This window comes from Enterobacter sp. T1-1 (assembly GCF_000710795.1).
GTDB classification, from domain to species: domain Bacteria; phylum Pseudomonadota; class Gammaproteobacteria; order Enterobacterales; family Enterobacteriaceae; genus Enterobacter; species Enterobacter cloacae.
This window is the reverse complement of sequence record NZ_JALW01000040.1, coordinates 1-23,022: the sequence shown is the minus strand read 5'-3', so window position 1 is coordinate 23,022 and position 23,022 is coordinate 1. Positions and strand designations below refer to the sequence as shown.

General features: G+C 56.2%; 23 protein-coding genes. 11 read left to right on the top strand and 12 right to left on the bottom strand.

All coding sequences use genetic code 11. The features are described 5' to 3' along the window. Position 1 precedes the first annotated feature (1 nt). Positions 2–1,189: a glycoside hydrolase family 88 protein gene (locus AK59_RS0113650; RefSeq protein ID WP_029883028.1), complete on the top strand. Its 1,188-nt coding sequence runs from the start codon at positions 2–4 to the stop codon at positions 1,187–1,189. Positions 1,190–1,219: 30 nt separating this feature from the next. Here the strand turns inward: AK59_RS0113650 and lysM are convergent, their stop codons facing one another. From lysM to qseB, 5 genes are all read right to left on the bottom strand, one after another. Then, positions 1,220–1,660 (bottom strand): peptidoglycan-binding protein LysM, encoded by a 441-nt coding sequence (gene lysM / locus AK59_RS0113645; RefSeq protein ID WP_013098729.1) that lies wholly within the window; start codon positions 1,658–1,660, stop codon positions 1,220–1,222. An 85-nt stretch (positions 1,661–1,745) separates the two neighbouring features. Beyond that, on the bottom strand, positions 1,746–2,060 hold the full coding sequence (locus tag AK59_RS0113640; RefSeq protein WP_020689491.1) for a putative quinol monooxygenase: 315 nt from the start codon (positions 2,058–2,060) through the stop codon (positions 1,746–1,748). Between the two features lie 30 nt (positions 2,061–2,090). Continuing rightward, positions 2,091–2,672: an NAD(P)H-dependent oxidoreductase gene (locus AK59_RS0113635; RefSeq protein WP_013098727.1), complete on the bottom strand. Its 582-nt coding sequence runs from the start codon at positions 2,670–2,672 to the stop codon at positions 2,091–2,093. A gap of 105 nt (positions 2,673–2,777) precedes the next feature. Next, a complete protein-coding gene (gene qseC, locus AK59_RS0113630) occupies positions 2,778–4,115 on the bottom strand; it encodes a quorum sensing histidine kinase QseC (protein ID WP_029883027.1) in 1,338 nt (445 codons plus the stop codon). Continuing rightward, on the bottom strand, positions 4,112–4,771 hold the full coding sequence (gene qseB / locus AK59_RS0113625) for a quorum sensing response regulator transcription factor QseB (RefSeq protein WP_029883026.1): 660 nt from the start codon (positions 4,769–4,771) through the stop codon (positions 4,112–4,114). The genes qseC and qseB overlap by 4 nt, the downstream gene beginning before the upstream one ends. A 139-nt stretch (positions 4,772–4,910) precedes the next feature. Here qseB and AK59_RS0113620 point away from each other — a divergent pair, with 139 nt between their 5' ends. The 4 genes from AK59_RS0113620 (at position 4,911) to ftsP (ending at position 10,063) form a co-directional block, all read left to right on the top strand. Beyond that, positions 4,911–5,312, top strand: a complete 402-nt coding sequence (locus tag AK59_RS0113620) for a YgiW/YdeI family stress tolerance OB fold protein (RefSeq protein WP_020689494.1) — start codon at positions 4,911–4,913, stop codon at positions 5,310–5,312. 118 nt (positions 5,313–5,430) lie between these two features. Beyond that, positions 5,431–7,689: a DNA topoisomerase IV subunit A gene (gene parC, locus AK59_RS0113615; protein WP_020689495.1), complete on the top strand. Its 2,259-nt coding sequence runs from the start codon at positions 5,431–5,433 to the stop codon at positions 7,687–7,689. Between the two features lie 164 nt (positions 7,690–7,853). Next, complete coding sequence (plsC, locus tag AK59_RS0113610; protein WP_013098722.1) at positions 7,854–8,591, top strand: 1-acylglycerol-3-phosphate O-acyltransferase; 738 nt, start codon at positions 7,854–7,856, stop codon at positions 8,589–8,591. A 59-nt stretch (positions 8,592–8,650) separates the two neighbouring features. Continuing rightward, a complete protein-coding gene (gene ftsP / locus AK59_RS0113605; RefSeq protein WP_013098721.1) occupies positions 8,651–10,063 on the top strand; it encodes a cell division protein FtsP in 1,413 nt (470 codons plus the stop codon). Between the two features lie 30 nt (positions 10,064–10,093). Here ftsP and AK59_RS0113600 read toward each other — a convergent pair whose 3' ends face one another. Next, entirely contained in the window at positions 10,094–11,569 is a 1,476-nt protein-coding gene (locus tag AK59_RS0113600; RefSeq protein ID WP_013098720.1) for a TrkH family potassium uptake protein, read from the bottom strand. 200 nt (positions 11,570–11,769) lie between these two features. On the opposite strand from AK59_RS0113600, the gene AK59_RS0113595 reads away from it, so the two are divergent. Beyond that, entirely contained in the window at positions 11,770–13,947 is a 2,178-nt protein-coding gene (locus AK59_RS0113595; RefSeq protein ID WP_029883025.1) for a YgiQ family radical SAM protein, read from the top strand. Between the two features lie 96 nt (positions 13,948–14,043). On the opposite strand, the gene dkgA is transcribed toward AK59_RS0113595, so the two are convergent. Continuing rightward, positions 14,044–14,871, bottom strand: a complete 828-nt coding sequence (dkgA, locus tag AK59_RS0113590) for a 2,5-didehydrogluconate reductase DkgA (protein ID WP_029883024.1) — start codon at positions 14,869–14,871, stop codon at positions 14,044–14,046. Positions 14,872–14,976: 105 nt separating this feature from the next. Further along, complete coding sequence (gene yqhD / locus AK59_RS0113585) at positions 14,977–16,140, bottom strand: alcohol dehydrogenase (protein WP_013098716.1); 1,164 nt, start codon at positions 16,138–16,140, stop codon at positions 14,977–14,979. Between the two features lie 195 nt (positions 16,141–16,335). On the opposite strand from yqhD, the gene AK59_RS0113580 reads away from it, so the two are divergent. After that, on the top strand, positions 16,336–17,235 hold the full coding sequence (locus AK59_RS0113580) for an AraC family transcriptional regulator (protein WP_023619917.1): 900 nt from the start codon (positions 16,336–16,338) through the stop codon (positions 17,233–17,235). A gap of 45 nt (positions 17,236–17,280) precedes the next feature. Here the strand turns inward: AK59_RS0113580 and yghB are convergent, their stop codons facing one another. Continuing rightward, the gene (gene yghB / locus AK59_RS0113575; RefSeq protein WP_013098714.1) at positions 17,281–17,940 is read right to left on the bottom strand and encodes a DedA family general envelope maintenance protein YghB; all 660 of its coding nucleotides are present in this window, start codon (positions 17,938–17,940) and stop codon (positions 17,281–17,283) included. A gap of 142 nt (positions 17,941–18,082) precedes the next feature. Next, positions 18,083–19,270: a cystathionine beta-lyase gene (gene metC / locus AK59_RS0113570; protein ID WP_013098713.1), complete on the bottom strand. Its 1,188-nt coding sequence runs from the start codon at positions 19,268–19,270 to the stop codon at positions 18,083–18,085. Between the two features lie 251 nt (positions 19,271–19,521). Here metC and exbB point away from each other — a divergent pair, with 251 nt between their 5' ends. Beyond that, complete coding sequence (gene exbB, locus AK59_RS0113565) at positions 19,522–20,253, top strand: tol-pal system-associated acyl-CoA thioesterase (RefSeq protein WP_013098712.1); 732 nt, start codon at positions 19,522–19,524, stop codon at positions 20,251–20,253. Positions 20,254–20,259: 6 nt separating this feature from the next. After that, positions 20,260–20,685, top strand: coding sequence for a TonB system transport protein ExbD (exbD, locus tag AK59_RS0113560; protein ID WP_029883023.1), 426 nt, complete (start codon positions 20,260–20,262; stop codon positions 20,683–20,685). 42 nt (positions 20,686–20,727) lie between these two features. On the opposite strand, the gene AK59_RS0113555 is transcribed toward exbD, so the two are convergent. Next, positions 20,728–21,177 (bottom strand): hypothetical protein, encoded by a 450-nt coding sequence (locus AK59_RS0113555; protein ID WP_029883022.1) that lies wholly within the window; start codon positions 21,175–21,177, stop codon positions 20,728–20,730. 1 nt (position 21,178) lies between these two features. Next, the gene (locus AK59_RS0113550) at positions 21,179–21,583 is read right to left on the bottom strand and encodes a hypothetical protein (RefSeq protein WP_020689505.1); all 405 of its coding nucleotides are present in this window, start codon (positions 21,581–21,583) and stop codon (positions 21,179–21,181) included. Between the two features lie 104 nt (positions 21,584–21,687). On the opposite strand from AK59_RS0113550, the gene AK59_RS0113545 reads away from it, so the two are divergent. Then, positions 21,688–22,191 carry an ESA_00282 family adhesion-associated protein gene (locus AK59_RS0113545; protein ID WP_013098708.1) on the top strand — a complete coding sequence of 168 codons (504 nt, stop codon included), beginning with the start codon at positions 21,688–21,690 and terminating at the stop codon, positions 22,189–22,191. 72 nt (positions 22,192–22,263) lie between these two features. Next, a complete protein-coding gene (locus tag AK59_RS0113540; protein WP_013098707.1) occupies positions 22,264–22,752 on the top strand; it encodes a TIGR00645 family protein in 489 nt (162 codons plus the stop codon). The last annotated feature ends 270 nt before the right edge of the window (positions 22,753–23,022 follow it).

The window sequence follows — 23,022 nt, the reverse complement described above, 5'->3', positions numbered from 1 at the left end:
CATGTTAAGTCGTATCAAAGAGGAACACCTGCAGGCTATTCCTGTCCCCGTTGAATCGCGGACATTACGTGATGAACTCAGCTCTGCCCGCAGCCACGTGCTTGAGCTGATTAGCCGTCATTTGGTGGCGTTTGGTGACCGATTCCCGGCAGAAACCTGCCAGAACGGGGTTTATCCGCTGACGGAGAATGTGGAGTGGACCACCAGCTTCTGGACCGGTCAGCTATGGCTGGCGTGGGAGATGAGCGGTGAGACAACGTTCCGCGAGATGGCTGAAAAACACGTGCGCTCGTTTGGCCTGCGCATCGCCGGGCGTAATGATACCAACACTCATGATTTGGGGTTCCTGTATACGCTCTCCTGCGTGGCGGCCTGGCGACTGACCGGCAACCGCGAGGCGCGCGGGTTCGCCCTGCTGGCGGCTGAAGCCCTGCTGGAGCGCTTTCACCCGAAGGCGAAGATTATTCAGGCCTGGGGCGATCTGTCAGACCCGGAGCAGGCCGGACGGATGATAATCGACTGCAACATGAATCTGCCGCTGCTCTACTGGGCGACGGAACAAACCGGCGACGCGCGCTTTGCTGACGCCGCAAAAGCCCACGTGATGCAGGCCGCCAGGTACCTGATTCGTGAAGATGCCTCGACGTTCCACACCTACTACATGGATGTGGTTACCGGCGCGCCTCGTTACGGCAACACGCAGCAAGGATACGCGGACGACTCCTGCTGGTCCCGCGGGCAGGCGTGGGGGATCTACGGTTTTATGCTGAGCTATCTCTATACCGGCGATAAGACGATGATTGTGCTGTCAAAACGCCTGGCAAACTACTTTCTTAATCGTCTGCCGGAGGATTATGTCTGCCACTGGGATCTGGCGCTGCTGGGGACAGATGCACTGCGGGATTCCTCCTCGGCGGCCATTGCCGTCTGCGGGCTGCTGGAGCTGGTAAAACAGTTGCCGGTCACGGATCCGGATCGTGAACGTTATCTGGACTGGGCTAAAGGGATTATGTCGTCGCTGACAAAGCACTATCTGATGGGCAAAGACGAGAAGGGGAGCGGGCTGCTTAAGCACGCTGTCTATCACCTGGCGAGCAACAAAGGCGTGGATGAGTGTGCGAGCTGGGGCGATTACTTCTACGTTGAGGCACTGGTGCGGTTCACCCAGAGCTGGAAGCCGTACTGGTAAAAGGTCGGGGGCACGCCCCCGACGTGTGGGTTACGCCTTAGGGATACGCAGCGTCTGGCCGGGATAAATCTTGTCCGGGCTGGAGAGCATCGGGCGGTTCGCTTCAAAAATCTTGTTGTACTGGTTGGCATCCCCGTACACGGTTTTGGAGATGGCGCTGAGGGTGTCGCCTGATTTCACCGTATAGTAGGTGGCTTCATCTTTGGCATCAGTGGCGGTGATGTTGTTTTCCACCTCGCTGACGCCCGCAATATTGCCGACGGCGACCTGGATTTTTTCTTTCTGCTCTTGGGTCAGCCCGTCGCCCGTTACGCTGGCTTTACCGTCGGTAACGTTGACCTGCACTTTATCCGCGCCGGGAATGTTGAGTTTCTTGAGATGCTCGGTGATTTTGTCGCTCTGGCCTTTATGATCGGTCAGGTTGTCCCACAGCTTTTCGCCTGCTTCTTTTACGAAGTTAAAAAGTCCCATTCCATCCTCCTGTTAATCATGAAGTCAGAATAAGCATAGCAGGTCAGAGATATTTCCCTCTCCGAAAGGAGAGGGAAGGCAGGTTTTACACCCCTTGCTCCAGAATACGGATGTGGGTTTCCAGCACGTCACCTTTTACCGCATCGCTCCACGCTTTCATGTGTGCTGTCTGCAGGTGCGCTTCGAGATGCGCCACGGTTTCCCACTGCTCAACCATGATGATGGAGTCCGGCGCGGTGGCCTGGAAGCTGGCGCTGGTTGCGGCGTCAACCATCGGCGCATAGCCGTGGCAGCCTTCTTCTTGCAGTACGGTGGGGATAATTTTCGCGAACTGATCCAGCACCGCCTGGCGGTGATGTTGGCCAGGACGCGTACGGATTTCAGCAATAACGGTAAGCATAATTAACTCCTTCTAATTCCAGGTTACCAGTTAAGCAAAAATTTCAGCCAGATGCTTGCGATATTCTGCGATATAGCGCGGGACGTCAGGCATTTTAATCACGTCGTTGACGATAAAGGTCGGCAGCGGGTCCATGCCGAGGAACTGGTTAGCCTTGTGGAACGGCAGGTATGCGCCGTCTACCCCTACGCCTTCAAAGAACTGATCTTTATCGGTGAACGCGTCCAGCGGGGCGTTCCAGGTCAGGGAGAGCATATATTTCTTACCCTGAATCAGGCCGCCTGAACCATATTTTTTAGACGCGTCGGAACGGGTACGGCCGTCGCTGGCATACAGTGAACCGTGGCCCTCAGTGAACACGTCATCCATGTATTTTTTCACGGTCCACGGTGCGCCCATCCACCACCCCGGCATTTGCCAGATAACCACGTCAGCCCACAGGAAGTTCTGCACTTCGGCTTTCACGTCGTAATGGCTGTCTGCGCGCACAACCTTAACATCATGCCCGGCGTCGCGCAGGAAGCCGTCCGCGACCTCGGTCAGGGTGTCATTCAACTGGCCTTTAGAGTGGGCGAATTCTTTCGCACCGTTGATAATCAGAATGTTGCTCATTATTTGTCCTCGTCGATGAGAGTATGGCGAGTATTCTACGCGCGAGGGCGATACGGTAAAATGAGCAAAATGTGCAAAGTCTTTTGCGTTAAATGCAATAATCCCTTACCAGCACACCTTCACGTCAACGCCGCCTTCCGCAGCATTATCCAGTGAAACGCGCATACCGTGCAGGGCAGCAATGCGTTTTACAATCGATAACCCCAGCCCGCTGCCCGTGGCATCCTGGCCGGGTGGACGATAAAAACGCTCGCCAATACGGGCCAACGCCTCGGGGGCGATCCCTGGTCCGTTGTCGCGTACGGAGAAGCAACGGGCGTCCAGCGTAACGTCAACCACGCTGCCGCGCGGGCTGTAACGCACGGCGTTATCCAGCAGGTTACGCACCAGCAGGCTCAACAGCAGCGGCTGACCCGTGCGTTCAGCCTGCGGGGCGTTGATGTTCAGGCGAACATCGATACCCGCCTGCTGCGCCGGATGCCAGATGTCCAGAACCGCTGATTGCAGCAAATCGGCCATCTTTATCGGTTCGACATCGTCGAGATTTTCCAGAGAATCCAGACGCGAGAGAGTGAGGAGTTGATCCACCAGCCGGGATGCCCGGTCGATCCCCGCGTGGAGCTGCGAGAGCGCTTTTTCCTGCGCCTGCGGGTCGTCCAGAGAGAGTTGCGCCACGTCGGTTTGCACCTTCAGGGCCGCCAGCGGGCTACGTAATTCGTGCGCGGCATCGGAGGTAAAGCGGCGCTCGCGGCTCATCATTTCCTGGGTTCGGGTAAAGAGGTGGTTCAGGGAATCCAGAAGGGGGCGCACTTCTGATGGCACGCCCTGTGTCGGCAGAGTGTCGGTGGCATCCGGTGAGCGAAGGCGCAACGTCTGCGCCAGTTTTTTCAATGGCTTAAGCTCCCGGCTCAGCAGGACAATCAGCAACAGCAGCATCACCGGTAGCGCCACCAGCCACGGCGTCAGCTGCGAGCTGACCACATCCAGCGCCATCTCCTGCCGGTATTCCCACTCCTGACCGACCACCACGCGGTACTTCCCGTCCGGCGAGGACAGCCATAAGAAACGCCAGTCATCGTTGTCGTCTTTGAGCCTGCCGTCATCAAACCCATCGCGGCGATAGTGATACGGGATGTCGCGGCCGTTTTCCCCGTCATTGAGGATCATCGTGCCGTCGGTAGCGTAAATGGCGAAGGCCAGAGCATCGTCGTCCAGGCGACCGTGCTTCACTTTTTTGGGGATCTCGCGCATCCGCTCCGGAGCGCGTATTTCATCCAGATCCATCGTCAGCAGCCGTTTAGCAAACAGCATCTGCTGGGTATCAAACAGCTTATCGAGCTTGTGGGTCGTCTGCTGCCAGGCGACAAGGCTTGCGGCAAACCAGGCCGTCAGCGACAGCAGCAGAAAAAGAAGCGTCAGACGGAGTTTCAGGCTCAGTTTCATGCGTCACCCAGGGTATAGCCGATACCATGAACCGTGCGGATAAATTCGCTGCCCAGCTTACGCCGCAGATGATGGACGTGAACTTCCACGGCGTTACTGGAGACGTCATCGTCCCACGTATAGAGCTTCTCTTCGATCGCTTTACGCGGCAGGACGCGGCCCGCATTGCGCATCAGTAACTCCAGCAGGGCGAACTCTTTGGGCTTGAGGGCCAGCGTTTCCCCCGCCAGCGTGGCGACGAGGCTTGTCGGGTCGAGCGTCACTTTGCCATGACGCAGCTCGCTGCGCGTCTGACCGTGGCTGCGACGCACCAGCGCCTCAAGGCGGGCGGCCACTTCGATCAGCGCGAAGGGTTTGCAGAGGTAATCATCGGCCCCCAGGCGTAACCCCTCGACGCGCTGATTCAGCGCATCCCGCGCGGTCAGGATAAGCACCGGCTCGCTGCGCCCGCTTTCGCGCCAGGCGCGCAGGATTGCCAGACCGTCGATCTCCGGTAGCGTCAGGTCAAGCACCACCGCATCGTAAGGGGCAGAACAGAGCGCCGCCTGGCCGGTTTTTCCGTCGGTGAACCAGTCCACGCTGAAGCCCATTTTGCTTAAGCCCGCTTTGATGCCATCGCCAATCAGCTTGTCGTCTTCTACCAGTAAAATGCGCATATCCCCTCCTTGATGGCGTCAGTAAACCCTCTGGATCCGCCTGCTGTACAGTAAAAAAATATAAATTTTCCCCTTAAGAAGTTGTTAAGGATTACCCTGTTTAATGGATTGCGACACCACATTAAAGGGAGAGATGAATATGAAAAAATTCGCTGCAATGGCTGCTATCATGATGATGACCACCGCACCGGTCTTCGCTGCTCAGGGCGGTTTTACGGGCCCATCAGCTACCCAACCCCAGACTCAGACGCAGGCAGGCGGTTTTGTTGATAACAACGCCAACCTGACAACGGCCGCGAAAGTCAAAGATCTGAAGGACGACGCCTGGGTGAAGCTGCGCGGGAACATCACCGAACGCCTGTCCGATGACCGCTACACCTTCCGCGACGAGACTGGCACGGTGGTGGTTGAGATTGATCATAAGCGCTGGAACGGTGTGACCGTGTCCCCGCAAGATAAAGTCGAGCTGCAGGGTAAGGTCGATAAAGACTGGAACGAATTTGAAATCGACGTGAAGCAGGTTATCAAGCTGACGAAATAACCCAGAAAGGGCCGCTTATCCGGCCCTTTTTCTTTGTGACTCAACTCGCCAGATAGGGTAGTATCTGCGGCAATATTGCCTGAAACCCATCGGTTTCTGAGTTGAGGAATCACACGTAATGAGCGATATGGCAGAGCGCCTCGCGCTACATGAATTCACGGAAAACGCCTACCTGAACTACTCCATGTACGTCATCATGGACAGGGCATTGCCGTTTATCGGGGATGGCCTGAAGCCCGTTCAGCGTCGCATCGTCTATGCGATGTCCGAGCTGGGGCTGAACGCCACCGCCAAGTTCAAGAAATCCGCCCGTACCGTCGGTGACGTACTGGGTAAATACCATCCGCACGGCGACAGCGCCTGCTATGAAGCGATGGTGCTGATGGCCCAGCCGTTCTCTTATCGTTACCCGCTGGTGGACGGTCAGGGGAACTGGGGGGCTCCGGACGATCCGAAATCCTTCGCGGCGATGCGTTATACCGAATCCCGCCTGTCTAAATATGCCGAAGTGCTGCTGGGCGAACTCGGCCAGGGGACGGTGGACTGGGTGCCAAACTTCGACGGCACGCTGCAGGAGCCGAAAATGCTGCCTGCGCGTCTGCCGAATATCCTGCTCAACGGCACCACCGGTATCGCGGTCGGTATGGCGACAGACATCCCGCCACACAACCTGCGTGAAGTGGCGAAAGCCGCCATCACCCTGATTGAACAGCCGAAAACCTCGCTGGACGAGCTGCTGGATATCGTTCAGGGGCCGGACTTCCCGACCGAAGCTGAGATCATCACCTCGCGTGCGGAAATCCGCAAAATCTACCAGAATGGCCGTGGCTCCGTGCGCATGCGCGCGGTGTGGACCAAAGAGGATGGAGCCGTGGTGATCACCGCGCTGCCGCATCAGGTCTCTGGTGCCAAGGTGCTGGAGCAGATCGCCTCCCAGATGCGCAATAAAAAGCTGCCGATGGTGGACGACCTGCGCGATGAATCCGACCACGAGAACCCAACCCGACTGGTGATCGTGCCGCGCTCTAACCGCGTGGACATGGAGCAGGTGATGAACCACCTGTTCGCCACCACCGACCTGGAAAAAAGCTACCGCATCAACCTGAACATGATCGGTCTGGACGGACGCCCGGCGGTGAAAAACCTGCTGGAGATCCTCTCCGAATGGCTGACCTTCCGTCGCGATACGGTGCGCCGTCGTCTGAACCACCGTCTGGAGAAAGTGCTTAAGCGCCTGCATATTCTCGAAGGTTTGCTGGTGGCGTTCCTCAATATCGATGAAGTCATTGAGATCATCCGTACCGAGGACGAGCCGAAGCCCGCGTTAATGTCGCGCTTTGGTATCAGTGAAACCCAGGCCGAAGCGATCCTCGAACTGAAGCTGCGCCATCTCGCTAAGCTGGAAGAGATGAAGATCCGCGGTGAGCAGAACGAGCTGGAAAAAGAGCGCGATCAGCTGCAGGCGATCCTCGCGTCCGAACGCAAAATGAACACCCTGCTGAAGAAAGAGTTGCAGGCCGATGCCGATGCCTTCGGCGACGACCGCCGTTCTCCGCTGCATGAGCGCGAAGAAGCGAAGGCGATGAACGAGCATGACATGCAGCCTTCAGAGCCGGTCACCATCGTCCTGTCCCAGAGCGGCTGGGTGCGTAGCGCCAAAGGCCATGATATCGATGCGCCGGGGCTGAGCTACAAAGCGGGCGACAGCTTCAAGGCGGCCGTGAAAGGCAAGAGCAACCAGCCGGTGGCGTTTATTGACTCCACGGGCCGCAGTTACGCCATCGATCCGATCACGCTGCCTTCCGCGCGTGGTCAGGGCGAACCGCTGACCGGCAAGCTGACGCTGCCGCCGGGGGCGACGGTTGACCACATGCTGATGGAAGCCGACGACCAGAAACTGCTGTTGGCCTCTGATGCGGGTTACGGCTTTATCTGTACCTTTAACGATCTCGTGTCACGTAACCGTGCCGGTAAAGCCATGATCAGCCTGCCGGATAACGCGCACGTTATGCCGCCGCTGGTGGTTGAGAACGAGAGCGACATGCTGCTGGCCATCACGTCTGCCGGGCGCATGCTGATGTTCCCGGTCAGTGACCTGCCGGAGTTGTCGAAAGGGAAGGGCAATAAGATCATCAACATCCCGTCGGCGGAAGCCGCGAAAGGTGAAGATGGCCTGGCGCATCTCTTCATTCTGCCGCCGCAGAGCACGCTGACCATTCATGTCGGCAAGCGTAAAATCAAGCTGCGTCCGGAAGAGTTGCAGAAGGTGGTGGGCGAGCGCGGACGCCGCGGTTCGCTGATGCGCGGCCTGCAGCGTATCGACCGCGTGGAGATCGATTCTCCTGCACGCAGCAGCGCGGGCGACAGCGAAGAGTAACGCGTTTCGATCCCCCTCTGTTCCGGAGGGGGATATCCAATAAAATTTCCCGTAAAACCGTTGTTAATTCGTGCGTTGCGATTAACAATACGCGCTCGTAATAAAGTCCTTACCTGGCCACAGGTGAAGTATAATTGTCAGCTGTCAGGGCTTCAGAGGTCGCTATGCTATACATTGTTCGTCTTATTCTTACCGTTATCTACTGCATTCTGGTCTGTGTTTTCGGCTGCATCTATTGCCTGTTCAGCCCGCGTAACCCGAAGCATGTCGCCACCTTCGGCCACATGTTTGGTCGTCTTGCGCCGCTGTTTGGCCTGAAGGTTGAAAAGCGTCTGCCGGAAGGGGCGGAGAATTTCGGTAACGCCATCTATATCGCAAACCATCAAAATAACTACGATATGGTGACCGCCTCTAACATCGTGCTGCCGCCGACCGTGACGGTGGGTAAGAAGAGCCTGCTGTGGATCCCCTTTTTCGGCCAGCTCTACTGGCTGACGGGTAACCTGCTGATTGACCGTAATAACCGCGCAAAAGCGCACGGTACCATTGCGGAAGTGGTGAACCACTTCAAAAAGCGCCGCATTTCTATCTGGATGTTCCCGGAAGGCACGCGCAGCCGCGGTCGCGGTCTGCTGCCGTTTAAAACCGGGGCGTTTCATGCCGCAATTGCGGCGGGCGTTCCAATTATTCCCGTGTGTGTTTCCAATACATCGAATAAGATTAATCTTAACCGCCTGAATAACGGGCTGGTGATTGTCGAGATGCTGCCGCCGGTCGATACCAGCAAATACGGTAAAGATCAGGTCCGCGAGCTGGCAGCGCACTGCCGTGAACTGATGGTTCAGCATATTGCTCAGCTCGACAAAGAAGTCGCAGAGAGAGAAGCCGCCGGGAAGATCTAATCCGGCGTTAAAAGGGAAAACGAATTCCCGCGTTGTTAGTCGTTTCAGATGGAGCTTATATGTCACTCAGTCGGCGTCAGTTTATTCAGGCTTCAGGGATCGCCCTTTGTGCGGGTGCGATGCCGCTGACAGCCAGCGCCGCCGGGCAGCAACAGCCGCTGCCCATTCCGCCGTTGATTGAATCCCGTCGCGGGCAGCCGCTATTCCTGACGCTACAGCGAAGCCACTGGTCGTTTACCCAGGGAACCCGCGCACCGGTCTGGGGCATTAACGGGCGCTACCTTGGGCCGACCATCCGCGTGTGGAATGGCGATGACGTAAAGCTCATCTACAGCAACCGCACGCCTGAAAATGTGGCGATGACCATCAGCGGGTTGCAGGTTCCCGGCCCGTTGATTGGCGGGGCCGCGCGCATGATGTCGCCTAACGCCGACTGGGCTCCCGTGCTGCCGATCCGTCAGAGCGCGGCGACGCTGTGGTATCACGCTAATACCCCTAACCGCACTGCCCAGCAGGTTTATAACGGCCTGGCCGGGATGTGGCTGATAGAAGACGAGGTCAGTAAATCTCTGCCCATTCCAAACCACTACGGCGTGGATGATTTCCCGGTCATTATCCAGGACAAGCGTCTGGATAACTTTGGCACACCGGAATACAGCGAGCCGGGTAGCGGTGGCTTTGTTGGCGACACGCTGCTGGTCAACGGCGCGCAAAGTCCGTATGTCGAAGTCTCGCGCGGCTGGGTTCGCCTGCGTCTGCTGAACGCCTCTAACTCGCGCCGCTATCTGTTGCAGATGAGCGATGGCCGCCCGCTGCATGTGATCTCTGGCGACCAGGGCTTTTTACCCGCGCCGGTGTCCGTTAAACAGCTGGCGCTTGCCCCGGGTGAACGCCGTGAAATCCTCGTGGATATGACCAACGGCGATGAAGTCTCGGTGACCTGCGGCGAAGCGGCGAGCATTGTGGATCGCATTCGTGGCTTCTTTGAGCCGTCGAGCATTCTGGTCTCCACGCTGGTGCTGACCCTGCGCCCAACCGGTCTCCTGCCGCTGGTGACCGACAGCCTGCCCATGCGCCTGCTGCCGCAGGAGATCATGAGCGGTTCGCCGGTACGCAGCCGTGATATCAGCCTCGGCGACGACCCGGGCATCAACGGCGCGCTGTGGGACGTTAACCGTATCGACATTACCGCCCAGCAGGGCACCTGGGAGCGCTGGACCGTTCGCTCCGACATGCCGCAGTCGTTCCATATTGAAGGTGTGTCATTCCTGATCCGCAACGTGAACGGCGCGATGCCGTTCCCGGAAGACAGGGGCTGGAAAGACACCGTCTGGGTGGATGGTCAGGTTGAACTGCTTGTCTACTACGGCCAGCCTTCCTGGCCGCACTTCCCGTTCCTGTTCCACAGCCAGACGCTGGAGATGATGGACAGGGGCTCCGTAGGGCAAATGCTGGTTAACCCGGCGCCGTAAGCACAGCATTCCCGGTGCGCCGGGAATGCGTTATGCCCGCCAGAAAAAGCGCGAGCACAGGATCAACACCGGATAAATTTCCAGACGTCCTAAGATCATCGCCGCGCACATCAACAGCTTGGCTTCTTCCTTTAACGTCCCGAAGGTTGATGCCGTTTCGCCAAAGCCCAGCCCCATATTGTTGATACAGGCAGCTACCGTCGCGAATGATGTAAACAGGTCATAGCCCATCAGATTGAGCGCCCAGACGAAAAAGCCTGTGATCATCACGTAGAGAAAGAAGAAGCTCCATACTGAACGCAGGACGCGCTCATTCACCACGCTGTTGCCAACCTTGATGGTCAGCAGCGCCCGCGGATGCGCCAGCTGATTCATCTCCTGAATACTCTGCTTGAACATCATCAGAAAACGCAGGGCCTTAATCCCACCGCAGGTCGAACCCACGCAGCCACCAAAGAAGCTGGCGCTCAGCAGCAGGAATATGGTGTGGGCAGGCCAGTGGGCGTAATCGGCCGTTGAAAGGCCGTTATCGGTCATCATTGAGCTTGCCAGGAAGAAGGCGTGCACCAGGCTGTCGAGAGGGTTATACATTCCCGCGTGCCAGACCTGCCAGGCGGTAATGGCGATAAGCACCGCGGCAGCGGCCAGAAAGAATCTCACCTCCGGGCTGCGGCGAATCGGCTTCAGCGTGCGTCTTACAAGGGCGACATACCAGAGGGTAAAGTTAAACGCCGAAAGCAGCGAAAAGGTGCCGGCGACAAGCTCAATCGCGTGGCTGTCATAAAAACCGATGCTCTCGCTGCGGGTTGAAAAGCCGCCCAGGGATACGGTGGAGAGCCCGTGACAAACGGCATCAAAAAAGGGCATCCCCGCCAGCCAGTACGCCAGCGTGCAGGTTATGCCCAGCGCCAGATAGGTGACCCACAGGGTGCGTGCGGTATCGGCGAGCCGGGGCGTCAGACGCTCCTCTTTAAACGGGCCGGGCATTTCTGACTGGTACAGCTTCATACCACCGATGCCCAGCAGCGGCAGGACCGCGACGGCCAGCACGATGACGCCCAGCCCGCCAATGAAATTGAGCTGCGCGCGATAATAGAGGTACGATTTGGGCAGGGCGCTAACGTCGCCGATCACCGTTGCGCCCGTGGTGGTGATCCCGGAAACGCCTTCAAAAAGTGCGTCAGCAAAGGAGAGTTGCAGACCATCGTCCATCCAGAGCGGCATGGCGCTGATTAATGAGAACAGCAGCCAGAACAGGACGATAATCACGAATCCGTCGCGGGTGCGTAGCTGTATACCGGCGTGACGGGTTGCCCGCCAGGCCAGGCCGCCGAGGCTGAAAAAGGTCAAAAAGGTGGTCAAAAAAGCAAAATAGGTTCGCTCTTTATTCAGCAGAGCGATAACCATCGGCGGCAGCATAGACAGGCTGTACAGAAGAACCAGAAACCCGCAGAGATGAAGCACAACCCGCAGCTGGGAGACATGTAACGAATCGTTGAACTTCACAACAGAACTCCGCGCAAGAACCTGTTCCGGGGGAAAATCACCGGAAGTTAGAGTGAATATTATGAGCCAAAATAATCAGGGCGCTGTATTTTAACGACTTCTGTGAATATCTGTCTGCCTCTTGCATCCTTTTCTTCAAATCTGGCGGATGAACAGCGTATAATCCGGCTCCTTTTGTCTATTTTTTCTTCGGAAGCATTATGAGCGCAATTTCCCTGATCCAGCCGGATCGTGACCTTTTCTCGTGGCCCCAGTACTGGGCGGCCTGCTTTGGACCGGCGCCGTTCCTGCCGATGTCCCGGGAAGAGATGGACCAACTGGGCTGGGATAGCTGCGATATCATTCTGGTCACGGGCGATGCCTACGTTGACCACCCGAGCTTCGGTATGGCCATCTGCGGCCGCATGCTTGAAGCGCAGGGCTTCCGCGTGGGGATCATCTCCCAGCCAGACTGGAACAGCAAAGACGACTTTATGCGTCTGGGTAAACCGAACCTGTTCTTCGGCGTGACCGCCGGCAACATGGACTCGATGATCAACCGTTATACCGCCGACCGTAAGCTGCGCCATGACGATGCGTACACACCGGATAACGTGGCGGGTAAACGCCCTGACCGCGCCACGCTGGTCTACACCCAGCGCTGTAAAGAAGCCTGGAAAGATGTGCCGGTGATCCTGGGCGGCATCGAGGCGAGCCTGCGTCGTACCGCGCACTATGATTACTGGTCTGATACCGTGCGCCGCTCGGTGCTGGTGGACTCCAAAGCCGACATGCTGATTTACGGTAACGGCGAGCGCCCACTGGTAGAAGTGGCGCACCGTCTGTCGCAGGGCGAGCCGGTAAGCAGCATCCGCGACGTGCGCAACACCGCCATCATGGTGAAAGAAGCGCTGCCGGGCTGGCGCGGGGTGGATTCCCGCATCATCGATATGCCGGGCAAAATCGATCCTATCCCGCACCCGTATGGCGAAGATCTGCCGTGCGCCGATAACAAACCGGTTGAGCCAAAGAAAGCGGAAGCGAAGGCTATCGTCGTGCAGCCGCCGCGCCCGAAACCGTGGGAAAAGACCTATGTGCTGCTGCCGTCCTACGAGAAGGTGAAAGCCGATAAGGTGCTCTACGCCCACGCGTCCCGTATTCTGCACCATGAAACCAACCCCGGCTGTGCGCGTGCGTTGATGCAGAAGCACGGCGAGCGTTTTATCTGGATCAACCCTCCGGCGATCCCGCTCTCCACCGAAGAGATGGACAGCGTCTTTGCGCTGCCGTACAAACGCGTGCCGCACCCGGCGTACGGCAACGCCCGTATCCCGGCGTATGAGATGATCCGCTTCTCGATCAACATCATGCGCGGCTGCTTCGGCGGCTGCTCCTTCTGCTCCATTACCGAGCACGAGGGGCGCATTATTCAGAGCCGTTCTGAAGATTCGATCATCAACGAGATCGAAGCCATTCGCGATACCGTGCCTGGCTTTACCGGGGTGATCTCCGACCTCGGCGGCCCAACGGCCAATATGTACATGCTGCGCTGTAAATCGCCGCGCGCGGAGCAAACCTGCCGCCGTCTCTCCTGTGTCTATCCGAGCATTTGCGAACATATGGACACCAACCACGAGCCGACGATCAACCTCTATCGCCGCGCGCGTGATTTGAAGGGCATCAAGAAAATCCTGATTGCCTCCGGGGTACGTTACGACATCGCTGTGGAAGATCCGCGTTACATCAAAGAGCTGGCGACGCACCACGTCGGTGGCTATCTGAAGATTGCGCCGGAGCACACCGAAGAAGGCCCGCTGTCGAAAATGATGAAGCCGGGGATGGGCAGCTACGATCGCTTTAAACAGCTGTTCGATACCTACTCAAAGCAGGCAGGGAAAGAGCAGTACCTGATCCCGTACTTCATCTCCGCCCACCCGGGTACGCGCGATGAAGACATGGTGAACCTGGCGCTGTGGCTGAAACAGCGTCGCTTCCGTCTGGATCAGGTGCAGAACTTCTATCCGTCACCGCTCGCCAACTCCACAACCATGTACTACACCGGCAAAAACCCGCTGAGTAAAATTGGTTACAAGAGTGAAGACGTGGTGGTGCCGAAAGGGGATAAACAGCGTCGTCTGCACAAAGCGCTGCTGCGCTACCACGATCCGGCTAACTGGCCGCTGATCCGCCAGGCGCTGGAAGAGATGGGGAAAAAGCATCTGATTGGCTCGCGTCGCGACTGTCTGGTGCCGGCACCAACGCTGGATGAGATGCGCGAAGCGCGTCGCCAGAACCGCCATACGCGCCCGGCGCTGACCAAGCATACGCCGATTGTGCATCAGCGTTCGAATGGTAGGGCTACGGGGACGAAAAAAGCGGGAAAACGTAAGATCGGATAACGATGATGCCCTCACCCCTCACCCTAACCCTCTCCCCGAAGGGGAGAGGGAACTTGAACACCCTCTCCCCTTCGGGGAGAGGGCAGGGTGAGGGGATTAACCGCCAAACTGATCCGGATCGGGCCCTAAACGCTTGCCCTGATCCAGTTTCGCAATCTCGCCCAGCTCATCTTTATCCAGGCGGAAATCCCAGACGTCGAAGTTCTCGGCGATGCGCGATGGCGTGACCGATTTCGGGATCACCACCAGGCCGTTGTCCAGGTGCCAGCGAATGACAATCTGCGCCGGGGTTTTGCCATATTTATCCGCCAGATCGCGGATAATTTTCTGGTCGAACACCCCTTCACCGCCCTGAGCCAGCGGGCTCCAGGATTCGGTCTGGATTTTGTGCGTGGCGTTCCAGGCGTGAAGCTGGCGCTGCTGCATCAGCGGGTGCAGTTCAATCTGATTAATCACCGGCACAACGCCCGTTTCGTCAATCAGACGCTGCAGGTGATGAACCTGGAAGTTACAGACGCCGATGCTTTTCACCAGCCCCTCTTTTTGCAGTTCAATCATCCCTTTCCAGGCATCAACATAATGGTCGATAGCCGGAACCGGCCAGTGCATCAGATACAGATCGACGAAATCGAGCTGGAGTTTATCCAGGCTCTCCTGCAGCGCTTCGCGCGGGCGCTTTTGGTCGTCGTTCCACAGTTTGGTGGTGATAAAAAGGTCGTCGCGGGGCATACCGGCGCTGGCCAGTGCTTTCCCCACGCCGTCCTCGTTTTTGTAGGCGGCGGCGGTATCAATGGACCGATAGCCGACTTCCAGTGCTTTATGAATGGCGGAGACGACCTCGTCGTTACCGGCTTTCCATACACCTAGCCCCAACTGGGGCATCACGTTGCCGTCCTGCAGCTTGATTACGGTTTGGTTTGCCATTTTTCCTCCTTCAGGTGCGCATCGCCGGAGGGGGACTCCGGCGATGGGGTGTGCATTAAGTCTGGACGAAATGTCAAAAAACGAAAGGCAGGATGCCAAAAACGCTTAGCGCGCCGCCTCGTAGATACGACGGCTAACGTCCAGCGTAATGTCGCCATGTTCGCCCAGCTGAGTCATGCCGTGTTCTTCAAGTTTAGCCAGCAGGGCAGGGATAGAGCTGCCATCCAGACCATAGCCGGACAGACGCGTCGGCACGCCCAGGCCTTCAAAGAAGTTGCGGGTCGCTTCGATTGCCGCATCGATACGCGCGTCGTCAGAACCTTCGGTGATGTTCCAGACGCGTTCCGCGTACTGCAGCAGTTTGGCGCGTTTGGTATCACGTTTTTCGTTCCACAGGGCCGGCAGAACCACCGCCAGCGTCTGGGCGTGATCCAGACCGTGCATCGCCGTCAGTTCATGGCCCAGCATGTGGGTTGCCCAGTCCTGCGGCACGCCTGCGCCAATCAGCCCGTTCAGGGCCTGCGTTGCAGCCCACATCACGTTGGCACGCACGTCGTAGTTTTCTGGCTCTTTCAGCGCCTTCGGACCCTCTTCGACCAGCGTCAGCAGAATGCCTTCCGCAAAACGATCCTGAATTTTGGCATCCACCGGATAAGTCACGTACTGCTCAACGGTGTGAACAAAGGCGTCGACCACGCCGTTCGCGACCTGACGCGCGGGCAGGGTGTAGGTGTACACCGGATCGAGGATCGCGAATACGGGCTGAACGTGCTCGTTCATAAAGGCCTGTTTGTCTCCGGTGGTTTTACGGGAGATCACCGCGCCTTTGTTGGATTCAGAACCGGTGGCTGGCAGGGTCAGCACGGAGCCCATCGGGATCGCGCTTTTAATGTCGCTGCCGCGGGTTTCCAGGATATGCCATGGATCGATACCGTCGGCGTAGTGTGCTGCCGCGGCGATGAACTTCGTGCCGTCCAGCACGGACCCCCCGCCGACAGCCAGCAGGAAGGTGATGTTTTCTTCGCGGGCGATTTTCACCGCGTTCATCAGCGTTTCATAAGAAGGGTTTGGCTCGATACCGCCAAACTCGCGCACGTCCAGACCTTCCAGTGCGCTGTAAACCTGATCCAGCACGCCTGTTTTTTTCACGCTGCCGCCACCGTAGGTGATCAGCACGCGGGCGTCAGCGGGGATCTGTGCACGCAGATCGGCGATAGCGCCTTTACCAAACAGGATGCGGGTTGGGGTGTGGAGATTAAAATTATTCATGGCTCGTTCCCTATCGTGGGTGAAAAATCGTGGCGGCGCGGATGGCTACCTGATGCTGCACATTGTGGCTGCCCGGGGATATCCTCTCAATGCACATTCCTGCCGATGTCTTGCCCATTTCTACAGAGCACTGGAGAAACGTCAGGAAAATGCGCAGACTGTGAGGGTCGCAAACCGTACCCGGAGTAACGCTAAATGAACCGTGAAGCCATCTGTCTTCAGCTCACTTCGCAGATTAAGAGACTGATTGATAAGCAAAATAACCCAGGCGAACTGCTGCCGGATATTCGCCTGCTCTACGGGACGCAGCCGGGAACGCGGACGCCGGTGATGTATCAGCCGGGCATCGTTTTTCTCTTTTCCGGCCATAAAATTGGTTATATCAATGAACGCGTGTTCCGTTATGACACCAATGAATATCTGCTGCTGACAGTACCTTTACCCTTCGAATGTGAAACCTTCGCGACAGAGGAGGTACCGCTGGCGGGGATCCGCGTGAATGTCGATATTCTTCAGCTACAGGAGCTGCTGATGGACATTGGCGAAGACGAGCTTTTCCAGCCGTCGATGGCGGCGAGCGGCATTAACTCAGCCACGCTGTCAGAGGAGATCCTCTGTGCCATTGAGCGTCTGCTGGACGTGATGGAGAGGCCGCTGGATGCGCGTATTCTGGGTAAGCAAATCATCCGCGAAATTCTCTATCATGTGCTGCTGGGGCCGGGTGGCGGGGCACTACTGGCGCTGGTCAGTCGGCAGACCCACTTCAGCCTGATAAGCCGCGTGCTCAAGCGCATCGAAAGCCAGTACACGGAAAACCTCAGCGTTGACCAGCTGGCGGCGGAAGCGAACATGAGCGTCTCGGCGTTTCACCACAACTTTAAGTCGGTGACCAGCACCTCGCCGCTGCAATACCTCAAAACCTACCGGCTGCATAAGGCGCGGATGCTGATGATCCACGACGGCATGAAGGCCAGCGCGGCGGCGATGCGGGTCGGGTATGAGAGTGCGTCGCAGTTTAGTCGGGAGTTTAAGCGCTACTTCGGCGTCACGCCGGGAGAGGATGCGTCACGCATCCGAACCATGCAGGGAGTCTGACGGCAAACGTAGGCCGGGTAAGCGATAGCGCCACCCGGCTTTTATTTATGCACTGCAGTACTTCTTCTTAATCACCACCGCAATCGTTCCCACCAGTCCAGCCACCAGCAGGAACATCGGCAGCACCATCAGGAAGGTCATTACCTGGTCTTCATGGTGCTTCACAAACGGGATCATGTTCAGCGCGTAGCCGAGAGTGGTAACGACACCCACCCATAACAACGCGCTCAGCCAGTTGAAGAACTGGAAGCGGCGGTTCGACAGGCCGGAAATGCCTGCCATGGTGGGCAGCAGGGTGCGAACAAAGGCCAGAAAACGCCCGGCCAGCAAGGCCAGCAGGCCATGCCTGTCAAACATGCAGGTCGCACGCTGATGGTATTTATGCGGTAGCTGCGCCAGCCAGCCCTTCACGACGCGCGTGTTGCCGAGCCAGCGGCCCTGCAGATAGCTCAGCCAGCAGCCCAGGCTTGCCGCGGAGGTGAGGATCACCATGGTCGGCGCGAAGTCCATGACACCTTTACCGATTAACGCCCCCGCAAGCAAAAGGAGGCTATCACCGGGTAAAAATGAGGCTGGCAGTAATCCATTTTCCAGAAACAGGGTCGCGAACATCACGAAATAGACGATACCTACAACGTGAGGATCGGTCAGTGCGGCGAAGTCGTGTTGCCAGAGCGCCGCGATAATATCTTGAATAACAGCCATGGACTTTCCTGTGGAACAACAGATATAGCACTATTGTACTCCCTTATTTGCCCGATGGGGTTGATCGCGGGCGCAACTAATGCAGACTTTTCTGGTGGCGGTGTCCACAAAAGCATCCATGGAGTACATGTTTGCCAGCACTCTACACGATACGCGCAAACCCTGCTGCTAAATCGGCAATTAAATCGTCCGCGTTTTCTAAACCGATATGCAGGCGAATCAGGGTGCCGCTGAAGTCCACTTCACCGCCAGGGCGCAGGGCCGCAATCTGCTCCGGCTGATTAGGCAGGATCAGGGATTCAAACCCGCCCCAGGAGTAGGCCATGCTGAAGAGGGTAAAATTATCCAGATAGCTTGCCAGCTCGTCATTATTCAGCCGTTTTTTTAGAACGAATGAGAACAAACCGCTGCTGCCCGTAAAGTCTCGTTGCCAGAATTCATGCCCTTTACTGCCCGGCAGTGCCGGATGGTTGACGCGCTCAACCTGCGGGTGCTGCGCCAGCCACTCAGCTATCTTCAGGCTGCTTTCGTGATGCTGACGCAGGCGCACCCCCAGCGTGCGGATGCCTCGGCTGGTCATGTAGGCGGTATCGGCATCGACCATCTGCCCCATCAGGTAGGCATTTTCCCGCAGTTGATCCCAGCAGCGGGCGTTAGACACGGCCGTGCCGATCATCCCGTCTGAGTGGCCAATCAGATATTTGGTCGCCGCCTGAATGGAGATATCAATGTCGAATTCCAGCGCTTTAAACAGCACGCCCGCCGCCCAGGTGTTGTCGATCATGATAATCGCCTCTGGCGCTTTGCTGCGCACGGCTTTCACAATGGCCGGCACGTCGTGTACTTCCATGGTGATCGAACCCGGAGATTCCAGGAACACAATGCGCGTGTTGGGCTGAATAAGCTCTGCGATGCCTTCGCCAATCAGCGGATCGAACCAGCCCGTGGTTACGCCGAGTCGGGAGAGGATTTTGGTGCAGAAATCCTGACTCGGTTCATAGGCGGTGTTGGTCATCAGAATATGGTCGCCCTGTTCCACGAACGCCAGAATGGTGTTGGCGACTGCCGCCGCACCGCACGGAAACAGCGCGCAGCCTGCGCCGCCTTCCAGCTCGCACATGGCTTCCTGCAGTGAGAAGTGGGTTAGCGTGCCACGACGTCCGTAAAACAGCCCGCCTTTGGCGCGGTTACGCGTGGCGATTTTTTTGTCCTCTACGGTATCAAACACCAGCGAGGAGGCCCGTTGGATCACGCTGTTCACCGAACCCTGAGTATATTTCTTGCTGCGCCCGGCCTGTACCAGCGTGGTATCAAGATGCTTCTTGGTCATGTTCGCTAACCCTGTTTTTATACGTCTGGACGTCCAGACTACCACGAATGTGAAAATCTGCACCCGGATGCTTATCGAATAAGCAGAAAATATTAGCAAAAAACCGCATAAGAAATTTTTACTGCGTAAGCGCAAGGAATATGAGCGAAAATTGCGGCACTATGTAAATAGTAATGAGAACGACTATCAATTCGACGATGTTTTGATATTATTACGTTCAGATTTTGTGATTTGCGTCCTGGAGATACAGAGTGGGTAATAATTTGATGCAGACGGATCTCTCCGTTTGGGGCATGTATCATCATGCTGACATCGTGGTTAAGATTGTGATGATCGGCCTGATTCTGGCGTCCGTGATCACGTGGGCTATCTTCTTTGGCAAGAGCGCCGAGCTGATTTCTCAGAAGCGCCGCCTCAAGCGTGAGCAACAGCAGCTGGCTGAAGCCCGCTCTCTGGATCAGGCGTCTGACATGACCTCATCCTTCCACGCGAAAAGCCTGACCACCCTGTTAGTTAACGAAGCGCAAAACGAGCTGGAACTCTCCGCAGGCAGTGAAGATAACGAAGGTATTAAAGAACGTACCGGCTTCCGTCTGGAGCGTCGCGTCGCCGCCGTGGGTCGCCATATGGGCCGGGGCAATGGTTATCTGGCGACCATCGGGGCCATCTCGCCGTTCGTGGGGCTGTTCGGTACGGTCTGGGGCATCATGAACAGCTTTATCGGGATTGCGCAAACCCAAACGACGAACCTGGCGGTAGTTGCACCGGGTATCGCCGAAGCGCTGCTGGCGACCGCTATCGGTCTGGTTGCGGCGATCCCTGCGGTGGTTATCTATAACGTCTTCGCGCGCATGATTGGCAGCTATAAAGCCACCCTCGGTGACGTCGCCGCGCAGGTTCTGCTGCTGCAAAGCCGCGATCTTGATCTGAATGCCAGTGCCGCTAAACCGGTGCACGCGGCGTCCAAACTGCGCGTAGGTTAATGAATTATGGCAATGCGTCTTAATGAAAATCTGGACGATAACGGCGAAATGCATGAAATCAACGTGACGCCGTTTATCGACGTTATGCTGGTTCTGCTGATTATCTTCATGGTTGCTGCGCCGCTGGCGACGGTCGACGTGAAGGTAAACCTGCCTGCCTCGTCCAGCCAGCCGCAGCCGCGCCCGGAAAAGCCCATCTATCTGTCGGTGAAAGCAGATAAATCGATGTTCCTCGGCAACGACCCGGTGACGGCTGACTCTGTCATCCCGGTGCTGGATCAGCTCACTGGCGGTAAGAAAGACACGACGGTCTTCTTCCGTGCGGATAAAACCGTTGATTACGAGACCATGATGAAGGTCATGGATACGCTGCATCAGGCGGGTTATCTGAAGATTGGGCTGGTCGGCGAAGAGAAAGCGGCCGCGAAATAACGAAGAAGCTGGCGAAAGCCGGCTTTTTTTATGCCTGTCGGGTTATTCGTGTTTGTTATCCGTCGACGCGGGAGAGAGGGCTGCCAGCGCGTCCTCGTCAAGCGCGACGCTGGTGACGTTTGAGGTACGATACTCGCCGTCGGACAGTTTGCGCGTCAGGCGCAGGGTCGCGGTTTCTCTGGCCAGCAGATACTGATAATTGGCCTCCAGACGCCCCAGAAGCTTCTCTTTCAGCTCGGGCCGTTGTTCGATGATGGCATTCATCACGGCGCCGTAAATCTCTTCCTTGACCTGTAAGGGATAAATCTCGCGGCGGTTCTGCCATTTCAGGCGCACCAGCGTCGCCGGAATGGAAACCAGATCCTGGGTAATACGCGTCATCTCGGCGTTTTTGGTGTTACGCAAAGCCTCGAGATTTTGCTTTAAGATAAATTCGTCACTTTTTTTCTCATCTAAAGTCAAATAAACATCGTTATCTTTAACGTCTTTCACATTAATCTTCCCCCAGGTTATAAAAAATTGGGTTGTTTTTTTCTCGCGTAATTAGATTAAGCCAAATTTCATTGCCCGCTTCATTTATTTCTTTGGTCTTTTCGGCCATTATTTGGCTTAGTTTCTGGGCATCTATTTCGCCTTCTGCCTGCAGGTCATTCAACAGGTGGACCAAGGCTTCAATTTTGATGGCGCGAAATAACCGATCCTTTATATGACGATCGTGCTCTTCCAGCAACATATTACGGGATTTGCCGCTACGGGAAACACCAATTAATATGTCTGGTTCAAAATCAGCGAGCTTTCTTTTTCCCTGAGTGAAATTAGCCTCTTTTTCTGCTTCCGTCGGTTGCTGTTCCACAGGCGTGATGTGGTACTTAGCCGGGACGAGATAGTCGGGCAACATTTTTTAATTTCCTTTAATTTCAACAAGGTGGGGAAGATAAAGGCGTGAGATTCGTTGACAATATCATGAGGCAATTTTAAAATCAAAAAAAATGGAGCCAACCCATGAACAGCATCTTTTTTACGGTCATTACATTACTATTACTGACCGCTGGTGTTCTTTTATTGATGCAGGAGTTCAATAAAACGAAAGAGTCGAAAGACACCAGTGAAACCCCACAGCCTGAACTGATGACTAAAGAGGAAGGTGAAGACCATTTCTCTGTTTTGATGAACTCGGTGACGCCGGTTTGGTACTGGCGGGTGAACCATGAATATATCGACTTTTTGCACGCGACAATAAAGCGGATGAAAATGTCGGAAATTAATGACACGCCGGGCCTGTTTGAAGCGCAGCGTCGCTGCAGTGACCTGAATTCAGCGGTCTATAAATATTACGACAATATCAAAAAGCGCTGTCTGAATGGTGAGAAGGTCTCGTATTCCGATTTAGACGTATTAAACCTGCGTCAGTGCTTTCGCGAGTTCAGCCTGGAAGCCTATCCGGAGCTGGTGGTGCTGGTCTGGCCGGAGTATGCGCGCCCTGAGGTGGATCCTGACAACGTGTAATGGTTAGTTGTTGCAAACAGTCAGCGCCGTTGCGATATACTGAGTGCTGGTTTCGTTTGCAGACAGGACTTTATGGAACGCTTCTTTGAAAACGCTATGTACGCCTCGCGCTGGATACTGGCACCCGTCTATTTTGGCCTTTCGCTGGCGCTGATTGCGCTCACGATTAAGTTCTTCCAGGAAATCTTGCATGTTCTGCCGAACATCTTTTCCATTGCCGAAGCAGATTTGATTCTGGTTCTGCTGTCACTGGTGGATATGACGCTGGTGGGGGGCTTACTGGTGATGGTGATGTTCTCTGGCTATGAGAATTTTGTCTCCCAGCTTGATATCGACGCGCGTAAAGAAAAGCTGAGCTGGCTGGGCAAAATGGATGCCACGTCGCTGAAGAATAAAGTGGCCGCCTCGATTGTGGCGATCTCCTCCATCCACCTGTTACGCGTGTTCATGGACGCAAAGAATGTCCCGGACAACAAACTGATGTGGTATGTCATTATCCATCTGACGTTTGTGCTTTCGGCGTTTGTGATGGGGTATCTGGATAAGATTAGCAAGAAGTAATTTCCTTCTTAACCACCCTCTCCCTGTGGGCTGAGGGATCCCCATAAATAATGCCTGCACAGACGGCTCCCTCTCCCTTTGGGAGAGGGCGGGGGTGAGGGGGAACATACGGCTGTGGAGGTCATTCCGTTCACTTTATGTTCCTTGCTACTCTGTAACAACATGACCCGTGAACGTGCCAGGGCTCCCGGCGGTAAATCGCCGCTTCGCGGTGCCTTCGGCTTATTCCTTCCGGCTTATCGGGGACGGGCGGATGTAACGTCCCTGTAA

Coding starts and splice junctions, on each gene's coding strand:
- AK59_RS0113650 (WP_029883028.1), top strand. CDS start 2: ATGTTAAGTCGTATCAAAGAGGAACACCTGCAGGCTATTCCTGTCCCC.
- lysM (WP_013098729.1), bottom strand. CDS start 1,660: ATGGGACTTTTTAACTTCGTAAAAGAAGCAGGCGAAAAGCTGTGGGAC.
- AK59_RS0113640 (WP_020689491.1), bottom strand. CDS start 2,060: ATGCTTACCGTTATTGCTGAAATCCGTACGCGTCCTGGCCAACATCAC.
- AK59_RS0113635 (WP_013098727.1), bottom strand. CDS start 2,672: ATGAGCAACATTCTGATTATCAACGGTGCGAAAGAATTCGCCCACTCT.
- qseC (WP_029883027.1), bottom strand. CDS start 4,115: ATGAAACTGAGCCTGAAACTCCGTCTGACGCTTCTTTTTCTGCTGCTG.
- qseB (WP_029883026.1), bottom strand. CDS start 4,771: ATGCGCATTTTACTGGTAGAAGACGACAAGCTGATTGGCGATGGCATC.
- AK59_RS0113620 (WP_020689494.1), top strand. CDS start 4,911: ATGAAAAAATTCGCTGCAATGGCTGCTATCATGATGATGACCACCGCA.
- parC (WP_020689495.1), top strand. CDS start 5,431: ATGAGCGATATGGCAGAGCGCCTCGCGCTACATGAATTCACGGAAAAC.
- plsC (WP_013098722.1), top strand. CDS start 7,854: ATGCTATACATTGTTCGTCTTATTCTTACCGTTATCTACTGCATTCTG.
- ftsP (WP_013098721.1), top strand. CDS start 8,651: ATGTCACTCAGTCGGCGTCAGTTTATTCAGGCTTCAGGGATCGCCCTT.
- AK59_RS0113595 (WP_029883025.1), top strand. CDS start 11,770: ATGAGCGCAATTTCCCTGATCCAGCCGGATCGTGACCTTTTCTCGTGG.
- dkgA (WP_029883024.1), bottom strand. CDS start 14,871: ATGGCAAACCAAACCGTAATCAAGCTGCAGGACGGCAACGTGATGCCC.
- yqhD (WP_013098716.1), bottom strand. CDS start 16,140: ATGAATAATTTTAATCTCCACACCCCAACCCGCATCCTGTTTGGTAAA.
- AK59_RS0113580 (WP_023619917.1), top strand. CDS start 16,336: ATGAACCGTGAAGCCATCTGTCTTCAGCTCACTTCGCAGATTAAGAGA.
- yghB (WP_013098714.1), bottom strand. CDS start 17,940: ATGGCTGTTATTCAAGATATTATCGCGGCGCTCTGGCAACACGACTTC.
- metC (WP_013098713.1), bottom strand. CDS start 19,270: ATGACCAAGAAGCATCTTGATACCACGCTGGTACAGGCCGGGCGCAGC.
- exbD (WP_029883023.1), top strand. CDS start 20,260: ATGGCAATGCGTCTTAATGAAAATCTGGACGATAACGGCGAAATGCAT.
- AK59_RS0113550 (WP_020689505.1), bottom strand. CDS start 21,583: ATGTTGCCCGACTATCTCGTCCCGGCTAAGTACCACATCACGCCTGTG.
- AK59_RS0113545 (WP_013098708.1), top strand. CDS start 21,688: ATGAACAGCATCTTTTTTACGGTCATTACATTACTATTACTGACCGCT.
- AK59_RS0113540 (WP_013098707.1), top strand. CDS start 22,264: ATGGAACGCTTCTTTGAAAACGCTATGTACGCCTCGCGCTGGATACTG.